General features: G+C 64.3%; 20 protein-coding genes. 8 read left to right on the top strand and 12 right to left on the bottom strand.

Annotation, left to right across the window (positions count from 1 at the left end):
- Positions 1 to 8: 8 nt before the first annotated feature.
- Both FV230_RS13800 and FV230_RS13795 read right to left on the bottom strand, forming a co-directional pair.
- Positions 9 to 1,418: a phage/plasmid primase, P4 family gene (locus FV230_RS13800; protein WP_147842792.1), complete on the bottom strand. Its 1,410-nt coding sequence runs from the start codon at positions 1,416 to 1,418 to the stop codon at positions 9 to 11.
- Complete coding sequence (locus tag FV230_RS13795) at positions 1,402 to 2,271, bottom strand: bifunctional DNA primase/polymerase (RefSeq protein WP_147842791.1); 870 nt, start codon at positions 2,269 to 2,271, stop codon at positions 1,402 to 1,404. Before FV230_RS13795 ends, FV230_RS13800 begins: the two co-directional genes overlap by 17 nt.
- 80 nt (positions 2,272 to 2,351) lie before the next feature.
- Here FV230_RS13795 and FV230_RS29660 point away from each other — a divergent pair, with 80 nt between their 5' ends.
- A complete protein-coding gene (locus FV230_RS29660) occupies positions 2,352 to 2,780 on the top strand; it encodes a hypothetical protein (RefSeq protein ID WP_187275498.1) in 429 nt (142 codons plus the stop codon).
- A gap of 142 nt (positions 2,781 to 2,922) precedes the next feature.
- On the opposite strand, the gene FV230_RS29655 is transcribed toward FV230_RS29660, so the two are convergent.
- From FV230_RS29655 to FV230_RS13775, 3 genes are all read right to left on the bottom strand, one after another.
- Complete coding sequence (locus FV230_RS29655; RefSeq protein WP_187275497.1) at positions 2,923 to 3,093, bottom strand: hypothetical protein; 171 nt, start codon at positions 3,091 to 3,093, stop codon at positions 2,923 to 2,925.
- The gene (locus tag FV230_RS13780) at positions 3,086 to 3,373 is read right to left on the bottom strand and encodes a hypothetical protein (RefSeq protein ID WP_246694851.1); all 288 of its coding nucleotides are present in this window, start codon (positions 3,371 to 3,373) and stop codon (positions 3,086 to 3,088) included. The genes FV230_RS29655 and FV230_RS13780 overlap by 8 nt, the downstream gene beginning before the upstream one ends.
- Positions 3,374 to 3,435: 62 nt before the next feature.
- Complete coding sequence (locus FV230_RS13775) at positions 3,436 to 4,002, bottom strand: MerR family transcriptional regulator (protein ID WP_147842788.1); 567 nt, start codon at positions 4,000 to 4,002, stop codon at positions 3,436 to 3,438.
- A gap of 174 nt (positions 4,003 to 4,176) precedes the next feature.
- Between FV230_RS13775 and FV230_RS29650 the strand changes: the two genes are divergently transcribed.
- The gene (locus tag FV230_RS29650; RefSeq protein WP_187275496.1) at positions 4,177 to 4,368 is read left to right on the top strand and encodes a hypothetical protein; all 192 of its coding nucleotides are present in this window, start codon (positions 4,177 to 4,179) and stop codon (positions 4,366 to 4,368) included.
- Positions 4,369 to 4,491: 123 nt separating this feature from the next.
- Here the strand turns inward: FV230_RS29650 and FV230_RS13765 are convergent, their stop codons facing one another.
- The 4 genes from FV230_RS13765 to FV230_RS13750 are packed head-to-tail and all read right to left on the bottom strand — an operon-like array spanning position 4,492 to position 5,874.
- Entirely contained in the window at positions 4,492 to 4,683 is a 192-nt protein-coding gene (locus tag FV230_RS13765; protein WP_147842787.1) for a hypothetical protein, read from the bottom strand.
- A complete protein-coding gene (locus FV230_RS13760; RefSeq protein WP_147842786.1) occupies positions 4,674 to 5,012 on the bottom strand; it encodes a hypothetical protein in 339 nt (112 codons plus the stop codon). The genes FV230_RS13765 and FV230_RS13760 overlap by 10 nt, the downstream gene beginning before the upstream one ends.
- Positions 5,009 to 5,380: a hypothetical protein gene (locus FV230_RS13755; protein ID WP_147842785.1), complete on the bottom strand. Its 372-nt coding sequence runs from the start codon at positions 5,378 to 5,380 to the stop codon at positions 5,009 to 5,011. The genes FV230_RS13760 and FV230_RS13755 overlap by 4 nt, the downstream gene beginning before the upstream one ends.
- On the bottom strand, positions 5,377 to 5,874 hold the full coding sequence (locus FV230_RS13750) for a hypothetical protein (protein WP_147842784.1): 498 nt from the start codon (positions 5,872 to 5,874) through the stop codon (positions 5,377 to 5,379). The genes FV230_RS13755 and FV230_RS13750 overlap by 4 nt, the downstream gene beginning before the upstream one ends.
- A gap of 123 nt (positions 5,875 to 5,997) precedes the next feature.
- Here FV230_RS13750 and FV230_RS13745 point away from each other — a divergent pair, with 123 nt between their 5' ends.
- From FV230_RS13745 to FV230_RS13735, 3 genes are all read left to right on the top strand, one after another.
- Positions 5,998 to 6,135 (top strand): hypothetical protein, encoded by a 138-nt coding sequence (locus tag FV230_RS13745; RefSeq protein ID WP_246694850.1) that lies wholly within the window; start codon positions 5,998 to 6,000, stop codon positions 6,133 to 6,135.
- 140 nt (positions 6,136 to 6,275) lie between these two features.
- Complete coding sequence (locus FV230_RS13740) at positions 6,276 to 6,755, top strand: hypothetical protein (protein ID WP_147842782.1); 480 nt, start codon at positions 6,276 to 6,278, stop codon at positions 6,753 to 6,755.
- A gap of 259 nt (positions 6,756 to 7,014) precedes the next feature.
- A complete protein-coding gene (locus tag FV230_RS13735) occupies positions 7,015 to 8,160 on the top strand; it encodes a DUF3800 domain-containing protein (protein WP_147842781.1) in 1,146 nt (381 codons plus the stop codon).
- A gap of 55 nt (positions 8,161 to 8,215) precedes the next feature.
- Here the strand turns inward: FV230_RS13735 and FV230_RS13730 are convergent, their stop codons facing one another.
- The 3 genes from FV230_RS13730 to FV230_RS13720 all read right to left on the bottom strand — a co-directional run bounded on the left by FV230_RS13730 (position 8,216) and on the right by FV230_RS13720 (position 10,935).
- Positions 8,216 to 9,403: a site-specific integrase gene (locus tag FV230_RS13730; protein WP_147842780.1), complete on the bottom strand. Its 1,188-nt coding sequence runs from the start codon at positions 9,401 to 9,403 to the stop codon at positions 8,216 to 8,218.
- A gap of 393 nt (positions 9,404 to 9,796) precedes the next feature.
- On the bottom strand, positions 9,797 to 10,381 hold the full coding sequence (locus FV230_RS13725) for a TadE/TadG family type IV pilus assembly protein (protein ID WP_147842779.1): 585 nt from the start codon (positions 10,379 to 10,381) through the stop codon (positions 9,797 to 9,799).
- Complete coding sequence (locus tag FV230_RS13720) at positions 10,378 to 10,935, bottom strand: TadE/TadG family type IV pilus assembly protein (RefSeq protein WP_187275495.1); 558 nt, start codon at positions 10,933 to 10,935, stop codon at positions 10,378 to 10,380. Before FV230_RS13720 ends, FV230_RS13725 begins: the two co-directional genes overlap by 4 nt.
- A 675-nt stretch (positions 10,936 to 11,610) precedes the next feature.
- Here FV230_RS13720 and FV230_RS13715 point away from each other — a divergent pair.
- From FV230_RS13715 to FV230_RS13705, 3 genes are all read left to right on the top strand, one after another.
- Entirely contained in the window at positions 11,611 to 12,927 is a 1,317-nt protein-coding gene (locus FV230_RS13715) for a pilus assembly protein TadG-related protein (protein WP_243988818.1), read from the top strand.
- 37 nt (positions 12,928 to 12,964) lie between these two features.
- A complete protein-coding gene (locus tag FV230_RS13710; RefSeq protein WP_147726301.1) occupies positions 12,965 to 14,002 on the top strand; it encodes an HD domain-containing phosphohydrolase in 1,038 nt (345 codons plus the stop codon).
- 44 nt (positions 14,003 to 14,046) lie between these two features.
- The coding region (locus tag FV230_RS13705) for an ATP-binding protein (RefSeq protein ID WP_147842776.1) at positions 14,047 to 15,632 on the top strand (1,586 nt) is incomplete at its 3' end.

Raw genomic sequence — 15,632 nt, 5'->3', positions numbered from 1 at the left:
GCCCCAACTCAATCCCCCTCATGGCTTGGCCGGGGCCTAACCTCGACGCCTTCGAACCCGCGCGCTCTTCCACCGACGCCCGTTGGGACATGCTTGTTCTTCTTGAAGCCGAGCTTGTCCAATCGCTCGCCGAAGCTGGTCTGCGTGCCAGTCGGTTCGTTGTTCGACCGCGCATACTCGGTCCATGAGGCGAACAGTTCCGAGGTCGTCGCCTTGCGGTAGGGGTTGGTCTTGTCGACGACGCACCGGTCGTCGAGCCACTGGCTAAAGGTGTCTTGCGCTGTGAAATACTCGTCGGTGGCGTCCTTTACGACCTCTGGTCGAACCAGCCGGTTCGCTTGCCAGTCCAGGCAACCTTCGATCATCCACCGCAGGATCGCCGGCCACTCGTCGCGCAGCTTTTCCTCGAGCCGCGGATCGGGGACGGCGGGTTTGAACAGGAACGGAAGCAGGTTGAACCGGCGCCGAGCCGCATCATCGACGTTGGACAGTCCTGGCTTGTTGTTGCCGATGATGAGTAGCTTCAGGACGGGTGTGAACTCGAACTCGTCCTGGCGCATGTAGCGGGCGCGCATGACATCGCCGCCGGTAAGCTGCTTGATCCGGCTCTCGGCCCAATGGCGGCCCTGTTCGGTCTCCGAAGCCGTCACCAGGCGGGCGCCGCGCAGTGCGGCGATCTCCGTAGGGTGGCGATCGTGCTTTGCCGCTGTGAAGGTCTCCATTGCAGCGTTCAGGGCGTAGTTCGCGAGAATGCCGGCCAAGACGTGGATGAGCACGCCCTTCCCGTTCCCGCCGCCGCCGAAAGCGAAGCACAGCGCCTGCTCGCTGGTGTCACCGGTCAGGCAGTAGCCAGCCCATTGCTGGATGAACCGGATGTACCCAGCATCGCCTTGGGTCACGTCCTGCAGAAATTGAAACCAGACCGGGCAATCCGAGGCCTCGGTCGGCGTCACCGCGGTGAGTTTCGTGATCCGGTCGTTCCGGTCCGCCTTGCGTAGCTCGCCACTGCGCAGGTCTACCGTGCCGCCGGGCGTGCCCAGCAGCCACGGGTCTCGATCCCATCCCTCGATCGTCACGGCGAAGGACGGATCGGAACGGCAGAACCGCTCGACGCCAGCCGCGAAGCTCGTCTTCGAGGCGATGAACCGCGTTTTTGGATCTTCGTCTCGGCACAACTCCCGAGCCAGCTCACGCGCCCACTGGAAGGCTTTGCCCTGCCTGTTCGGGACCCAAGCCGCGCCGGTCCACTCGTGCCATTTGCCGGTGTCGTGGCAGAACAGGAGTTCCCCAGTATGCCGCTCGGCAAAGGTTCGAGCGGCCCAATCTTCGGTCAGAAGGTCGCCGTTGGTAGCCGGCCGGCCCCGAGGGCGTTGGCCGAACTCCGACAGGTTCAGGATATCCTCAAGGCCTGCTGCCACTACGCGCCTCCCTACGCTTAAGTTCGCGACGGGCAATCGAGCCGACGGTCTTCGTCACCTCCTCAGGTTTAAGTGGAGGTCGGCAGCGGGCGAGGTTCCAGGCCTGCACCAGTTCGTGCGCCACGGCTGGGTCGACGTACCGGCGCAGCAAGTGACCGCTCAGCCTCGAGACTGCAGTGTTGCGCCCGCCGTCCATCACGCCCTCGGCGACGAGGCGACGCCATTCCGATGGGTCGCGTCCGCTACCACCCTCGCGCGGCCGGGTGAGTGCCGTCGCCATCCATTCCGGCATGGAAGCCGGCACCACATCGTCAGGGTGGTGGTCTACTGACCAGACGTAGTGCCGTCCCGATGCATGGAGGCTCGGAGCGGCGACGACGTAGCCGCCGGTCCCACGGATATCGAGGCCAGGCGCTAAGCCTCCTTGGTCGCCCGCGCTGTTCCGGATCTCGATCCCCGGGGGCGGCCGGAAAAAGATGTGCTGGCCACCGCCACCGGTGAATGCCCGGGTGGTCTCAGGCAGCGGGCCATGCTCGGCCTCCAGAGCCTCCAGGCTCGCGTCACCGCCATGGCGCGGGTCGACGTCCAGGACAACGGAAGGCCCGGTTGCTAGCCCGATGTTGGCGAAGGGGGCCGTGGTGAACCAGTGTCGGACCACATGCTCGTGGTTCGTCGCGTTGGTCAGGCCCTTCGGCGCCAGCTTCGCCATCGGGTGCTTGCCGGCGTCCTCGCAGGCTAGGTTCCCACATGTGCAGACAAGGCGGCCGTCCGTACCCTTGCGCATTCCATGAAGCGGGAAGATCTTTGCCCCGCGCTTGATGAGGTAGAGGGCGGCGTCGAGACGATCCGTCATCGGCCACCTCCATCGTGAAGCGGACCACCCGGTAGGGCTGCCGCCTTCCGAAGCATCGCCTCCTTCTCGGCGAAGTGGGGATGCCGGGCGGCGTACTGCGCCCAGAGGATCGCGATGCCGCCTTCTGGGGCGTCGCTGCCATCCTCATCAGCCGGCCCAGGAACGAAAGCCCGCAGCCGAACGCCGGGGGCGATGTTCTTGACCATTACGAACGGGGCGTCGCCGTGATCGGTGAAGATCGACCCGTCGCACACGGCCTCAAGCTGGCCGATCTCCGCGCGACCCATCCTGCGCATCCGATATTGCCGATGCGGGAACCGGTCGAAGAACTTCCGATCCGCGTCGGTCGCCAGCTCGGCTTCGACGGCATGCCGCTGCATCGCGCGGCGCTGCTGACGGGAAAGTTGCATAGTCATGCGGCGCGCTCCCTGATCGTGCGGGAGGGCCGCAATTCATCGGCGAGACCAGCCGCGGTCATGAGGGCACTGGCCGCGCACCGGATCGAATAGGCCAAGCCGCGGGCGTCGCCGATCGCAGCGAACTCTGTCGCGGCGCGAGCATAAACCTCTGCGATCCGGGCAGCGTCACCGGCTGCTTCGTAGACTGGCACGAGATCAGGGGTCGGATTGGCGTTGCCAAGCTCAGTGCCGTTCATCGCGCGCCCTCCCGGAGGAAGGTCCGAGCAGCGGTGCTGTTGGCGACGATGCCAAGCACCATGCCTTCCCGATCAATGACCGCCACTGAGGCAGAACCGGCTTTGAGCGCCGACCAGATCGGTTTCGGTAAAAGTCGAGCAGCGCGCCCGGTGCGGGTCTCAGGCATGCCCGTCCTCCGAGGTCGAGCGCACCACCCGGCCTAAGCGAGCCAGTGCCCATTCATCGAGAAGATCGACGGGATACAGCGGCACACGACCAGCCTTCTGGAACGGAGGTCCACCGCCCAGGCAGGCGAGCTTGGCCAGGGTGGCAATCGCCATCTCGATCCCGTGCTCGTTGAGCAGGTAGCGGCTGGCCTCCCAGCGGCGCAGCCGCGGCTTGCTCACCTTGGGTGGCGGACAAAGCTCCGCCAGCACCCTCGAAAGGGGTTCCTGAAGACCTGCCATTTTCATGCTCCTGTCAGTGGGCGCAGAGCTTACTCAGAACTATGCGAAGATGCGTTCTAGTCTTAAGTCTCTAATTCTGAGGAATTATTGCCCCACAGCTTCCCCCGAACCTGGAGGATGTGCTGATGATATTTCGACAAGGCGAGGCTAATGTCTTCGGCGGCCACCTGACCAGGGCTCTGGCTGATGGCTTCGCGGAGGCGCGGCCAGAGGTCGTCGAAGATTGGCCAGAGGTGCACGTTGAGGCTGGTCTGGTGCCGCGGGTCCGGCATGAGGCCCCACTGCCCCGAACTGTTCATCGAGAACGTCACTGTTCCAGGAAAAGCTGAGACGCGATGCCCGAGCAGGTCTCGGCCGCGGGTCAACAACTCGCGATAGGCATCTATCGGCTGACGAAGGGCAAACGCCGCAGCACTCGGCGACAGCCCCATCCGCACGAGTTGCTGCATCACAGCCAGTTTGAGCACTTCACTTAGACCGAACGTCAGATGTCGGCCCTTTCCCTGACGCTGTTCCGGGAACGGCGAGTACCGCTTGAGCCAAGCCGAAAGGCTGTTGTCCTCCATGCCCAGGATCTTGGCCGCCTCGCCGCGGGAGAATTTCCAGCCTTCAATCAGTTCTGCGGTCACGACCTATCCCTCATCCTGAAGATGCTTATATAGGTACATGACGCACCTGTAAAGCGCCTGCGCTACACGGAACGCGTGGGTGGGATACCGATTGGCTAGCGCGTGTAAGCCCCCCCCCAGATGGCACCCTCAGCATTCCTCTAGGTCGCGGTCGGTGCCACGAAGCCAGACCACTTGGCAGTCGTGACCCTCAGGTATGCCAAGGCTCGGCTCGGCATCGCCGCCGTCTTCGAGGTTTGGATTTCGGCCAATATCGTCCAGGGCAGCGACAAGCTGTTCGACAGCATCGAGAGCCAAAGCCAAAGCGCCTACGATGCACATGCGGGCTTCGGTCTTGAAAGGATTGATCGAACGGTTCCGCGATAAGACCGAGCAGTAATTTCATCGATACGACTGACCGGTATGTGTCGCCTGTGAGGCTTCGGTCAGACCGTCCGCGCCCAATCTTGAGATGGGCCCCTTCCTGCTTCACCCTGGGCGCGGACGTCATTACTCATTCGGCGCTGTTTGAAGCATGCTGCCGAGGCCTGCGCGGCGAGCCAAGCCCTCGGCGAGTCGTCGGCGCTCCCCTGCCAGTTCGAGAGCTGCATCCGACTCGGCGGCGAGCCGTTCGGCCCGGGCGAGGTCGGCGACGGCCCAGCGGATCTGGAAAATGGCGAGCGCCGTGAGGATCACGCGCATAGCGTGCCCTCCTCAGCCATCTCGCAGTAGCGGATCAGCAGCGCGAAGTTACCGGCGAACCGGCATTCTATCAGCGCCTCTCTCGCCAGTGCCCGCGTCACGATCGGGTCGTCGTGAGCGCAGGACAGGAACGCGCGCTCCAGGATCGCGACCGCCCTATCGGCGCGTTTCTGCGCCCCCTCGGCCTCACTGCGGATGGCGATGAGCGACCGCATGAGCCGAGCGGCCTCGGTCGCGGGTTGCGCCGCGATCCGATCAGCCTTGGGCGTCCGCCTAATCCGGCGACCGCCATCGGTGGCTAAACGGGGCATGAAAGTCGGGCGCTTCATCGGCCACCCTCCTGCCAGTTGAATCCGACCGCGGAGAGCACGAGAGCGGCGCGTGTCGACGGGAAAGACACCCCATCACCCATCTGCCGCCCCTCGCTATCGCGCCGTCGGTCGCCGCGGGCACGATGCCAGTCGAGGGCGTGGCCATAGACGCAATCAAGACCGAACCGAGACTGCGCACTGCCCTCGATCTCTCGGGTTAGTTCGTTGCGCTCGAACATGAGCCAATCGTGATACTCGCGAAGCAATCGTTCGGTGACGGGTGCAGCCACTGCACTCGGGCTGCCGATGAGTGTCACGCCGCCGCCGATGAGCGGAAGCGAGACGAGGCCGCGGAGAAAGCCGCGGCGGTCTGATGGGGTACTCATGCGAACACCACATCGTGGAAGGCGCCGTGGCCATGCTGCTCAAGCGAGCCGTCTAGGTCGCCGCAGCCGTTGTCGCCATCCTCGTCGTCAGTGGAACGGCCGAACAGGTAGAGGCTACCGTCCGCCGCCCGCCCACATGTCACATGATCGGCGTCTAAGTCCGGGTCGCCATCCAGGGCATCTAGCAGGGTAAGGTCCGCTTGGATGCGATCCGCAACGCGCCGGCGAAGGGCCTGCAGGCGCTCGTGGTCGGCCTCGGAGAAGTGCCGATCCAAGCCCTGACGGATCGCCTCGATAGCATCGTGCGCGGCTTGGTCAGGATCAGCTGTCCGCATAGCGCGGAGGGCCAGGGTGGCGGGGCCAGGCTGCCTGCCGACCCCGCGGGGTAATAAGGCCGACTGAGCGCCAGCTTGGGGTAATAAGGGCGTGCGTGTGCTATGGGCGTGATTAGCCATGAACAGCATCCTCCAGATGCGGTTGGTGGTCAGGGCCATCAGAGTGTTCCAAGCACTCTGGTGGCCCGACAGCAACCGTGGTAGCACGGTTATATGGCCGTGAAAACCCTGATATCACAGAAAAAGCGTGGGCCTGCTCCTACGGGCAAAGGGACGCCTGTGATGGTGCGCGTTGCACCGGCCCTGCTATCCCCTCTGGATGCACTGATCGACGCTCAGCCAGACCCGAAGCCTTCTCGTCCGGACGTCATCCGTGATGCTCTTTCAGAGCACCTGAAGGCGAAGGGCTATCTGAAATGAGCCTCAACGCTTGGATGCTGGATGGCAGACCAGTTCGAAGCGAAGCCGTCTCGTCTGGAAGCAGTCCGCATCGCACTTGCTAATCGGCTTGAAATAATTGGTTGCAAGTGGGCTTAGGATAGATCAAGGACTAAAACCGAATGGCGGAAATCGCTGAAAACAATAGTAAAATCACTTTTATTTTTGCTCTTCTTGGAGTAATTCAAACTCCTTTTACGGCATATATAGCTACAATGAAAGCTTGGGATGATACAGTTCCGGAGCTGCACGTATCTGTACCGGATGCGAAGCCTTTCACTTCTCCTATAAGCATAAAGAATAATAGTATTTTTTTTGATATGACAGAAGTTAACTTGAGCTGTGGTCTCGGCACTAAAACTAAAAAGACGTTCGGAACAAGCGGCGAATTTGACCGCCCCGTAGCGCCTATTAATATTCCAGCAGGAAAAACCGCTATTGTCGAATGTTTTAAAAAGGAAGATGCGAGCAAATTCGACGCAGCAGCAATCTTTCCACACGTAGACTATAATATTTTGGGATACGGCAGATCGTATTCCGGGAAGATCTTCATATGGTATGGAATAGGACAAACTCCTTCGTGGTTAGAAAGCGAAAGATGAAGTACTTAAAGCTGTAGGTATTGACGAAAAGCTAGGGAATTATTTGATTTCTAGCGATAGTCATTCTCGATCGCAATTAATATCCGGCGTCATCTTCATTGAAGAGAATGGCGAGGGGCCAGGCGTGCGGCTGAGGAAGGCGTAGCACGACTGAATACCCCGCGCTCGGCAAGCCAGCGCGGGTTTCGTCGCACGCAATGTCCCACCAACTTAGATCGAAATCTAACCAGATGAACCCTATAAGGAAGGGCCAAACGCAATGAGCACTTCACCAATGCCTAGATTGATTTCCTGTGATGAGTCCGGCTTTAGTGGAAATGACATGCTCAAATCCGGGCAACCCTTTTTCGGATACGGCTCCCATGATTTGTCATTACAAGACTCAAATTCAATACTAGCTGAGGCGCGCGCTAAGTATCCCGTGCAAATGCCGGAACTTAAGGCCAACCTATTGCTGGGCTCAAAGATCGGTCGCTCTTTAATGATGTATGTGCTTGAAAAAATAGAGGGTCACTATATAGCAACGCTTTGCGATAAGAAATATAGCCTTTCTTGTAAGCTTTTTGAGTACATTTTCGAACCAGTAATACAGAGTAATAATCTTCTTTTTTATAATAATAATTTCCATAGATTTGTTTCGAGCTACTTCTATGTGCAAATGATAGCTTCATCATCAGATCTATCCGAAATATCACTTCAATTTCAAAATTTTATGAGGTCTTTAGATCCTGCGAAAGCGCCACTTTTATTTGGGCCCGCCCTATCAGCAAAGGGAGATCCTTTGCTCGAACAAGTTCTTCGCTTTGCGCGAGGGTATCATAGCGTAATTTCGCAGGAAACAAAGTCTCTGGAACGTTCTGGTGCCGGAAAGTGGGTCCTTGACCTTACGACAACTTCTATATTCAGTCATCTTACAGCTTGGGGGGAACGGTATCCGCAGATCGAAGTTGTGTGCGATGACTCTAAACCTCTATTGGCACTCGCAGGATTATTTGACGTTATGATAAACCGATCTGACAAAGCATACATGGATGCATTTGGTAAAAAACGCCCCCTGACCTGGAATATGTCTGTACCGCTCAGATTTGCTTCATCGAAAGATCATTCAGGCGTGCAGCTTGCGGATCTTATCGCCGGTGCAACGACTGCTATTCCAAGAGCGGCTGAGGACGATACTTTCAGAGAAATCGCCGACTGTGCCAAAAGACATTTGCACGAAGATTGTGTTGTTCCCGATCTAACTGCACTCGATTTGGAGGGGGACGAAGCTCCAGTGAATTGGCGCATACTAGAAGCGCTAGCCTCAAGGGCGGACGCTGGTGCTGATCCGCTCGCTGGTATGGAACAGGAATACGCTGCGGCAAAAGCAACCCTGCCTGAGTTTAGGAGGCTCACCAGCTCTTAGGTACTTGGTCGAAGGCACATAGTTTGCTGAATTGAAGTGGAGCCTTGAGGGGACCCTAGCAGAGGCATGAGGCAACCCGTGCCCCTACTGCGCCTGTAGCAGCCACCAACGCCACATCCGGCACGTGCGCATAGCGAGCCGTAACCCCCGGCACACTATGCCCAAGCAGCCCCGCGATCGTAAGTTCAGAATAGCCCATCCCGGCTGCGGTCGCGGCGAACGTGTGCCTTAGAACGTGAAGCGTCACGCCCCGGAGGCCGGCACGCTCGCATAACCGGTCCAGCACCTTCGGCAGACCAACGAAGTGCCCATCGCCGCGCTCGCCCGGGAAAGCCCATGGCGAGCCCGTACGGGCGGGTAGGGCGGTGAACGCGGCCTTGCCGATCGGCCGTAGCTGAGCACCGCTCTTGGTGTCCCCGAATCGGATGCAGCTGTGCTCCTCATCGAGCCAAGCGCGGGGCAGGGCGAGAGCTTCCATCCGCCGGCAGCCGGTGAGCAGCAGGAACCGCACGGCTGCGATCCCCACCGCCGTCTCACCCTGATCCTCAGCCTCACGCATGGCCGCCCCCAGGCGGCGGATCTCGGAAGCCGACAGGAACCGGCGCTGCTTGCCGTCGGGCGCACGCTGGACGCCGCGGGCCGGGTTGGCCGTGATGATCTTCTTCCGCTTGGCGAACTCCAGGATGGTGCCGAGCATCCCGACCGTGCGGGCCGCCACGCCCTTGCCGCCAGTCGTGACGCCGCCGATCCCGGCGCGTGCCGCAGCAGTCCGCCCAGCGGCGATGTCCCGGTGCATGGCCTCGACGTCATCCGAGGTGAGGGCAGGGACCCTGCGGGCGCCCAGGAGCGGCTTCACGTGCCGATCGATGCGGCTGCGGTCCATCGCCAGCGTCGACGCCTTCACGCGGCCCCTGGCGTCCTCGAGGTAGAGGTCGCACAGTTCGGCCACCGTGACCGCGTGTCGGATCCTGCGGCGGTCGGCTGATGGGTCCTCGCCCTTGGTCGAGGCGCTGAGCTTTTCGCGGGCCGCGCGCCTGGCCTCATCGGGCGTGACGGCGCCGACCCGGGCGAAGGTGAGCTTGCGCTGCCGGCCTTCCTCGGTCCGGTAGAACACGAAGTAGGACGCAACGCCGCTCGGCTGGACCCGCACGCCGAAGCCCTTCAACTCGCTGTCCCAGACCTGCACCTCGCGCGTCGGATCGGGCTCTATCGCGTCAACGAGGCGCTTCGTAATCTTCGGCATGAACGACCCCAACCCTATTGCTCACTCCGCCACGGAAGCAGGGCGGAAGCAGATGGGCGGAAACCGAGGCCCAACGGCGCACACAGCAGCAAACTCGGATCAGGCCGATCCGCAAGTAGGATCAGGCACTTGGCAACGCCCAGCAATCACAGGAAAAGACGCGAAATGTGCCGAACCTAAACTTGCCAAGGTTGGGGTCGAGGGTTCGAATCCCTTCGCCCGCTCCAATTCAGGCACTGATCGAACTGCAAGAGCTGGCTCAGGCCGGCTTTTTGCGTTTCGGGACCGTCTTCGGAAATTGCGGCCTTTCATGATCGAGCCGGCCGTCGTGCCTCATGGGTGTGGGCTGCGCCTTCCCGCTCGATCATCGCGGCGCGCGCGATGCGACATCGTTCAGAATGCCGCGCAGGGCTTTCCGCCGGGCAGCACGACTTCCTCGCGGCCGAGATAGGTCTTGCCGGCCCGCACCGGCCAGGTCTTGCTGACCACGAACGTCCAGCGGTTCAGGACGGGGAAGACGCCGAACACGGCGGTGTAGGGCAGGCGCAGCTCGGCCATCACCAGACGGTCCCCGGGGCTTGCCGTTCCGGCCGGCGCGGGGCCGATCGTCGAGCCGGCCGCGCGCTGCGTGTCGTTGCGCGCGACGCTGGAGCAGACCTTCGCCACGGGGGTCGACCCGTCGAGGTAGATCCCGCCGGCGGTGAGCACGATGCCTGCACGGCCGAGGTCGTACGGGCTCGAGACGGCCTGTGCGGCGGCGTAGACGTCGGCGATGTCGGTCACGTCGGCGCGCGAGATCAGGTCCGCCATCGTCGTCGCCGCGAGCGAGACCCGGCGCCCCGTGGTGATCGCGCGCGGAAGCTCGATCGAGGCCATGAACATCAGGACCAGGATCGGGGTGATGAAGGCGAACTCGACGCCGCTGACGCCGCCTTCCGCACGCGCGAACCGCCCGAGGCCGCCCCGGCCCGCCGTCATTGGCAGGGCTTCGCGTCGTAGGCTTCCGCCCGGAAGATCACGGTCGAGACGAGGAGCTGGCGGTTGTCGGCAAGGCGACGCCCGGTGAAGTCGAGGAACGCGAACAGCCGCAGGATCGGGACGGCCGCGCGGATCGCGATCACGTCGTCCCCCGTCGGGCACTGGAACTGGGTGCCGAAACTCTGCGAGACGGTCTTGGTCTGTGTGTCGTAGGGCTCGGACACCTGCGAGCCCTTGAAGGTATCCGCCCGCGTCACGTCGAGGCGGACGTCCCGGCAGGCGAAGAACAGGCTGGAATTGCCGCACATCAGCTGCCGCAGGCGCTGTGCCGGATCCGAGCCGTCGGCCCGGTCCTGGAACTCGCCCGTCCGCAGCAGGCGCGAGGCCCGGTCGACGGACACGTCGAGGGTCTGCTGGGCCAGCACGACCACGCCGGATTCGGCGACGACGCCGAGCAGGGCGATGAAGGGCAGCGCCAGCATCGCGAACTCGACGGCGGCGACGCCGCGACGGTCGGCCAGCAGGCCCGCCCGGATCGGAGCCGCCGCGGACACGAACCGGACCCGCGCCCATGCGTGAACCGATGCGCGGCGAAGCCACGCCCGGAGATCCGCAGCGCGACCGGCGATCGAGTCGACGGGTCCGGGCCGATCGATCGGCAACGTGCAGCGTGTCCTGGGCGTCCGACGCATTCTCGGCCTGAAGGGCATCGGATCGCCGATCGTCGGCCCGGTCCTACCCCGAATGGACCGCAGTCTACGGTGGTAGAGCTTTAAAATTCCTGAGGCCGGGCAAGGCGATCGCAGCGGCGACGACGCGATCCGAGCGGCGAACAGGCCTACAACCTGGGGTAATACCGATATTCGATGCCGGCCGGGCGCTACGGTCGATGTCGTCGACAGGCCGCCGCAAATTTCTACCTGTAGATGTAGATTCAGGCTCGATCCTGCAACGGTTCTCGACCGGAGACGAGCATCGACCCAAAAATTCAATCCTTGATTGTTTTCATAGAGTCATGCACGCCAGACGCGATCACTCTGCGCCCGCCTCCATCCGATCGGATCGAGAGGGCCTTTCATTAATCCGAAGCCTGTAGACCCGTCGGTTCAAGATGGGCCGAGGAGGCGGTCGGGATGGGGAGCGGGTGGCGAACGGGGCATCGCGGCGGCGTGGCGTTCGCGTCCGCGGCGTCTCGCTTCCGGGCGTTCGGAGCCGACGGACGCGGCGCCGTGGCCGTCATCTTCTGCCTCTGCGCGACGGTGCTGCTCGGCCTCGTCGGCGGCGGCGTCGACTATGCGCGCCTCGCGGCCCGGCGGAACCAGTTGCAGGCCGCCGTCGACGCCGGAGCGCTCGCCGGCGGCAACGCCCTCAAGCTTGCCCTGTCGAGCACCGCCGCGGTGGTCGGCGTCACCGAGCAGACGGTGCGATCGGAGGCGAAATCGCCGCCGGACCGGCCGCTGACCGTGCAGGTCACGGTCGCGCCCGACAAAACCAACGTCGCGGCGATCGCCGCCGAGAGCTACAATCTGTCCTTCGGCAGCTTCGTCGGGATGCCCGCCGCCAAGCTCGCGGTGAAGGCGCAGGCGAGCGTCGTCGGTCGGATGCGCCTGTGCATGCTGGCGCTCGACCCCTTCGCCGCCGGCGCGTTCAACCTGCAGAAGAACGCGCAGGTCACCGCCACCGATTGCGCCCTCTACTCGAACTCCGTCTCGGGAACGGGAATGGTGGGCCAGGACAACGCGATCGCCAAGGCGCAGACGATCTGCTCGGCCGGCGGCTACCTCGGCGTGCGCGCGAACTTCAGCCCGACGCCGCAGACCGGGTGCCCGGTGATCGAGGATCCCCTGAAGGACCGCGCCGCGCCGCCGATCGGCGCCTGCGCGACGCTGCCGTTCCCGCTCAACCTGCTCAACGTGCTCGCGATCAAGACGATCGACAGAGACATCACCCTGGAGCCGGGCACCTATTGCGCCGGCCTGCACATCACCAAGGACGCCGTCGTCACGCTGAAGCCGGGCATCTACGTGATGAAGGACGGTCCGCTCGTCGTCGACAAGAAGGCGACGCTCACCGGCACCGACGTGGCCTTCTACTTCACCGGGAACAACGGCGGCCTGGTCTTCGACAAGAAGACCACCATCAGCCTGACCGCCCCCACGACCGGGATCATGGCCGGCCTGCTGCTGTCGGAGGATCGCGGGGTCATCCTGCCGATCGATCCGACGGCGCTCGTCGACACCCTGCTCGGGGACATCATCAGCCCGACGCCGCCGCCGCTCGCCTTCACCAAGCCGGTGCGGACCTACCGCATCATCAGCGACAACGCCCGCACCATGCTCGGCACGATCTACCTGCCGGCGGGCCGCCTGGTGATCGACGCATCCAGGCCGGTGGCCGACCAGTCGGCCTACACCGTGATCGTGGCCCAGCAGATCAATCTCTACGAAGGCCCGAACCTCGTCCTCAACGCGAATTACGGCGCGACGAGCGTGCCGGTGCCGAAGGGCGTCGGCCCGGTCTCCGGCCGGCTGCTGCTGACGCAATGACGACGGGCCCCCTTCACCGCCGACGGGATGGAGCCTCATGCTCGCGCTGATCCTCGATGATGCGGAACTCAACAACCTGCTCGTCGTCCAGGCGCTGAAGCCCGTGCCCGACTGCGAGCCGGTCGAGTTCACCTGCCCCGTCGCGGCGCTGGCGTTCCTGCGCGACAACGTCGAGCGCATCGGCATCGCCATCACCGACTACGACATGCCGGGGATGACCGGGCTCGAGTTCATCGCGGCCGCGCGGGGCGTGGCGGGCTTCGCGCACGTGCCGATCGTCATGGTGACGAGCATGGACCAGCGCACGATCCGCCGTCAGGCGCTCGATGCCGGCGCCACCGACTTCCTGGGCAAGCCGTTCGACCCCGCCGAGATCCGGGCGCGCGTCGGCAACCTGATGAAGATCAGCCACGCCCACCGCCAGGAGCAGGACCGCGCGGCGTGGCTGGCGCGCGAGGTCGCCGCCGCCGTCTCGGTGATCGAGGCGCGCGAGCGCGAGATCATCGACCTCCTGATGCGCGCGGCCGAGCACCGCGACACCGACACCGGCAACCACATCGCGCGGGTTTCGACCTATGTCGGCATCATCGCGAAGAACCTCGGCTTCGACGCCGAATATTGCCGGCTCCTGAGCCTCGCCTCGACCATGCACGACGTCGGCAAGATCGGCGTGCCCGACGCGATCCTGCTCAAGCAGGGCGCGCTCTCGGTCGACGAGCGCAGCGAGATGGAGAAGCACGCCGAGCGCGGCCGCCGCATCCTCGAAGGCAGCACCTCGAACGTGGTTCAGCTCGCCGCCGAGATCGCCGCGAGCCACCACGAGCGCTGGGACGGCACCGGGTATCCGGCGGGCCTGGCCGGCGAGGCGATCCCGCTGTCGGGCCGCATCGTCGCCGTGGCCGACGTGTTCGACGCCCTGGTCTCGGAGCGGCCGTACAAGGAGGCCTGGTCGCTCGAGAAGGCGCGGGCGCTCCTGTCCGACAACGCAGGCTCGCACTTCGACCCGGCCTGCGTCGCGGCGTTCCTGGCCGGCTGGGGCGAGGTCGAGCGGCAATGGCTGCGCGCAGCCGCGTGAGCCGACGCGATCGGATGCGACGTTCGAAGGAAGGCCGGGGCACGATGCGTTGGAAGGCACTGGACCCGCGGCGGTCCCTCGCGGGCCGGGTCGCCTGGGCGGTCGTCGGCGCCGTCGCGGTGGCGCTCCTCGTCGCGACCACGCTCTCGGTCTGGCGCGAGGTCGACCGCTACGCCGCCGACAAGCGCGAGGCCCTGCGCACGGTCGCGCGCGTGCTCGCGCAGAGCGGCGCCGGCGCCATCGCGAGCGACGACGCGGATGCGGCCGACACCACCCTTCGGGCGATCGCGCGCAACCCCTCGCTGGTCTACGCCGCGCTGATTCGCCCGGACGGCAGCATCCTCGGCGAGCAGGGCATCGGGCTCAGGCTGTCGAACGACCTCGACCTCGACGCCGCCGAGCAGCCGTCGCTCCTCGCTCTGCTCCTCACCCGGACCCTCAAGGTCGGCGAGCCGGTGCTGGAGAACCAGCGCGAGATCGGCCGGGTCGTGGTGGTCGCCGAGACCGGCGACCTCGCCGACCGCCTCGGCGGCGTCGCGCTCAACGCGCTGCTCGCCGGCCTCGTCGCGGTGGCCGTCGGCCTCGCGGTCTCGCTCAGGCTTCAGCGTGCCGTGACGCGGCCGTTGACCGCGCTCGCCGGCACCATGGACGCGGTGCGCTCGCGCCACGACTACAGCCGACGGGCCGACGTCACCACCGACGACGAGGTCGGGGCCCTGGCCCAGACCTTCAACGACCTGCTCGGCGCGGTGAACGTCCGCGACCGGCAGCTCGCCGCCTACAGCACCGGGCTGGAGGAGGAGGTCCGCGTGCGGACCCACGATCTCAGCGAGGCGCGGGAGCAGGCGGACGCCGCCAACGCCGCGAAATCCACCTTCCTCGCCACCATGAGCCACGAGATCCGCACGCCGATGAACGGCATGCTGGTGATGGCCGAGCTCCTGGCCGCCACCGACCTGCCGCCGCGCCAGCGCCGCTACGCCGAGGTGATCGCGCGCTCGGGACAATCGCTGCTGGCGATCATCAACGACATCCTCGACTTCGCCAAGGTGGAGGCCGGCAAGCTCGAATTGGAGCGCACCGCGATCAGCCCGGCCGAGATCGCCGACTCGGTCGTCACGCTGTTCGGCGAGCGCGCCCGCACGGCCGGGCTCGACCTCGCGGCCGAGATCGGCGCGGACGTGCCCGCCGGCATGGTCGGCGACCCGGTGCGCCTCGGCCAGGTCGTCAGCAACTTCGTCTCCAACGCCCTCAAGTTCACGGAAGCGGGCCACGTCCTCGTCCGCATGCGGACCTGCGACGACGGGCGGATGCTGGAGATCGCCGTCGTCGACACCGGCATCGGCATTCCGCAGGACAAGATCGCCGGGGTGTTCACCGCCTTCACCCAGGCCGACCAATCGACCACGCGCCGCTTCGGCGGCACCGGCCTCGGCCTCTCGATCGCGGAGCGCCTGATCGCGGCGATGGGCGGCGGCGTCGGCCTTGAGAGCCGCGTCGGCGAGGGCTCGACCTTCTGGGCGCGGATCCCGATCGAAGCGCCGGAGACGGCCGAGACGATCCGCCGGTCGGCCGAGGCGCCGAAGGGCGTCGTGCTCGCCGGCCTCGGCGGTGCGACACGCGTGGCGCT

This window comes from Methylobacterium sp. WL6 (genome assembly GCF_008040095.1).
GTDB lineage: Bacteria > Pseudomonadota > Alphaproteobacteria > Rhizobiales > Beijerinckiaceae > Methylobacterium.
The sequence above is the reverse complement of the archived record's forward strand: the minus strand, read 5'-3'. Positions and strand labels throughout refer to the sequence as shown.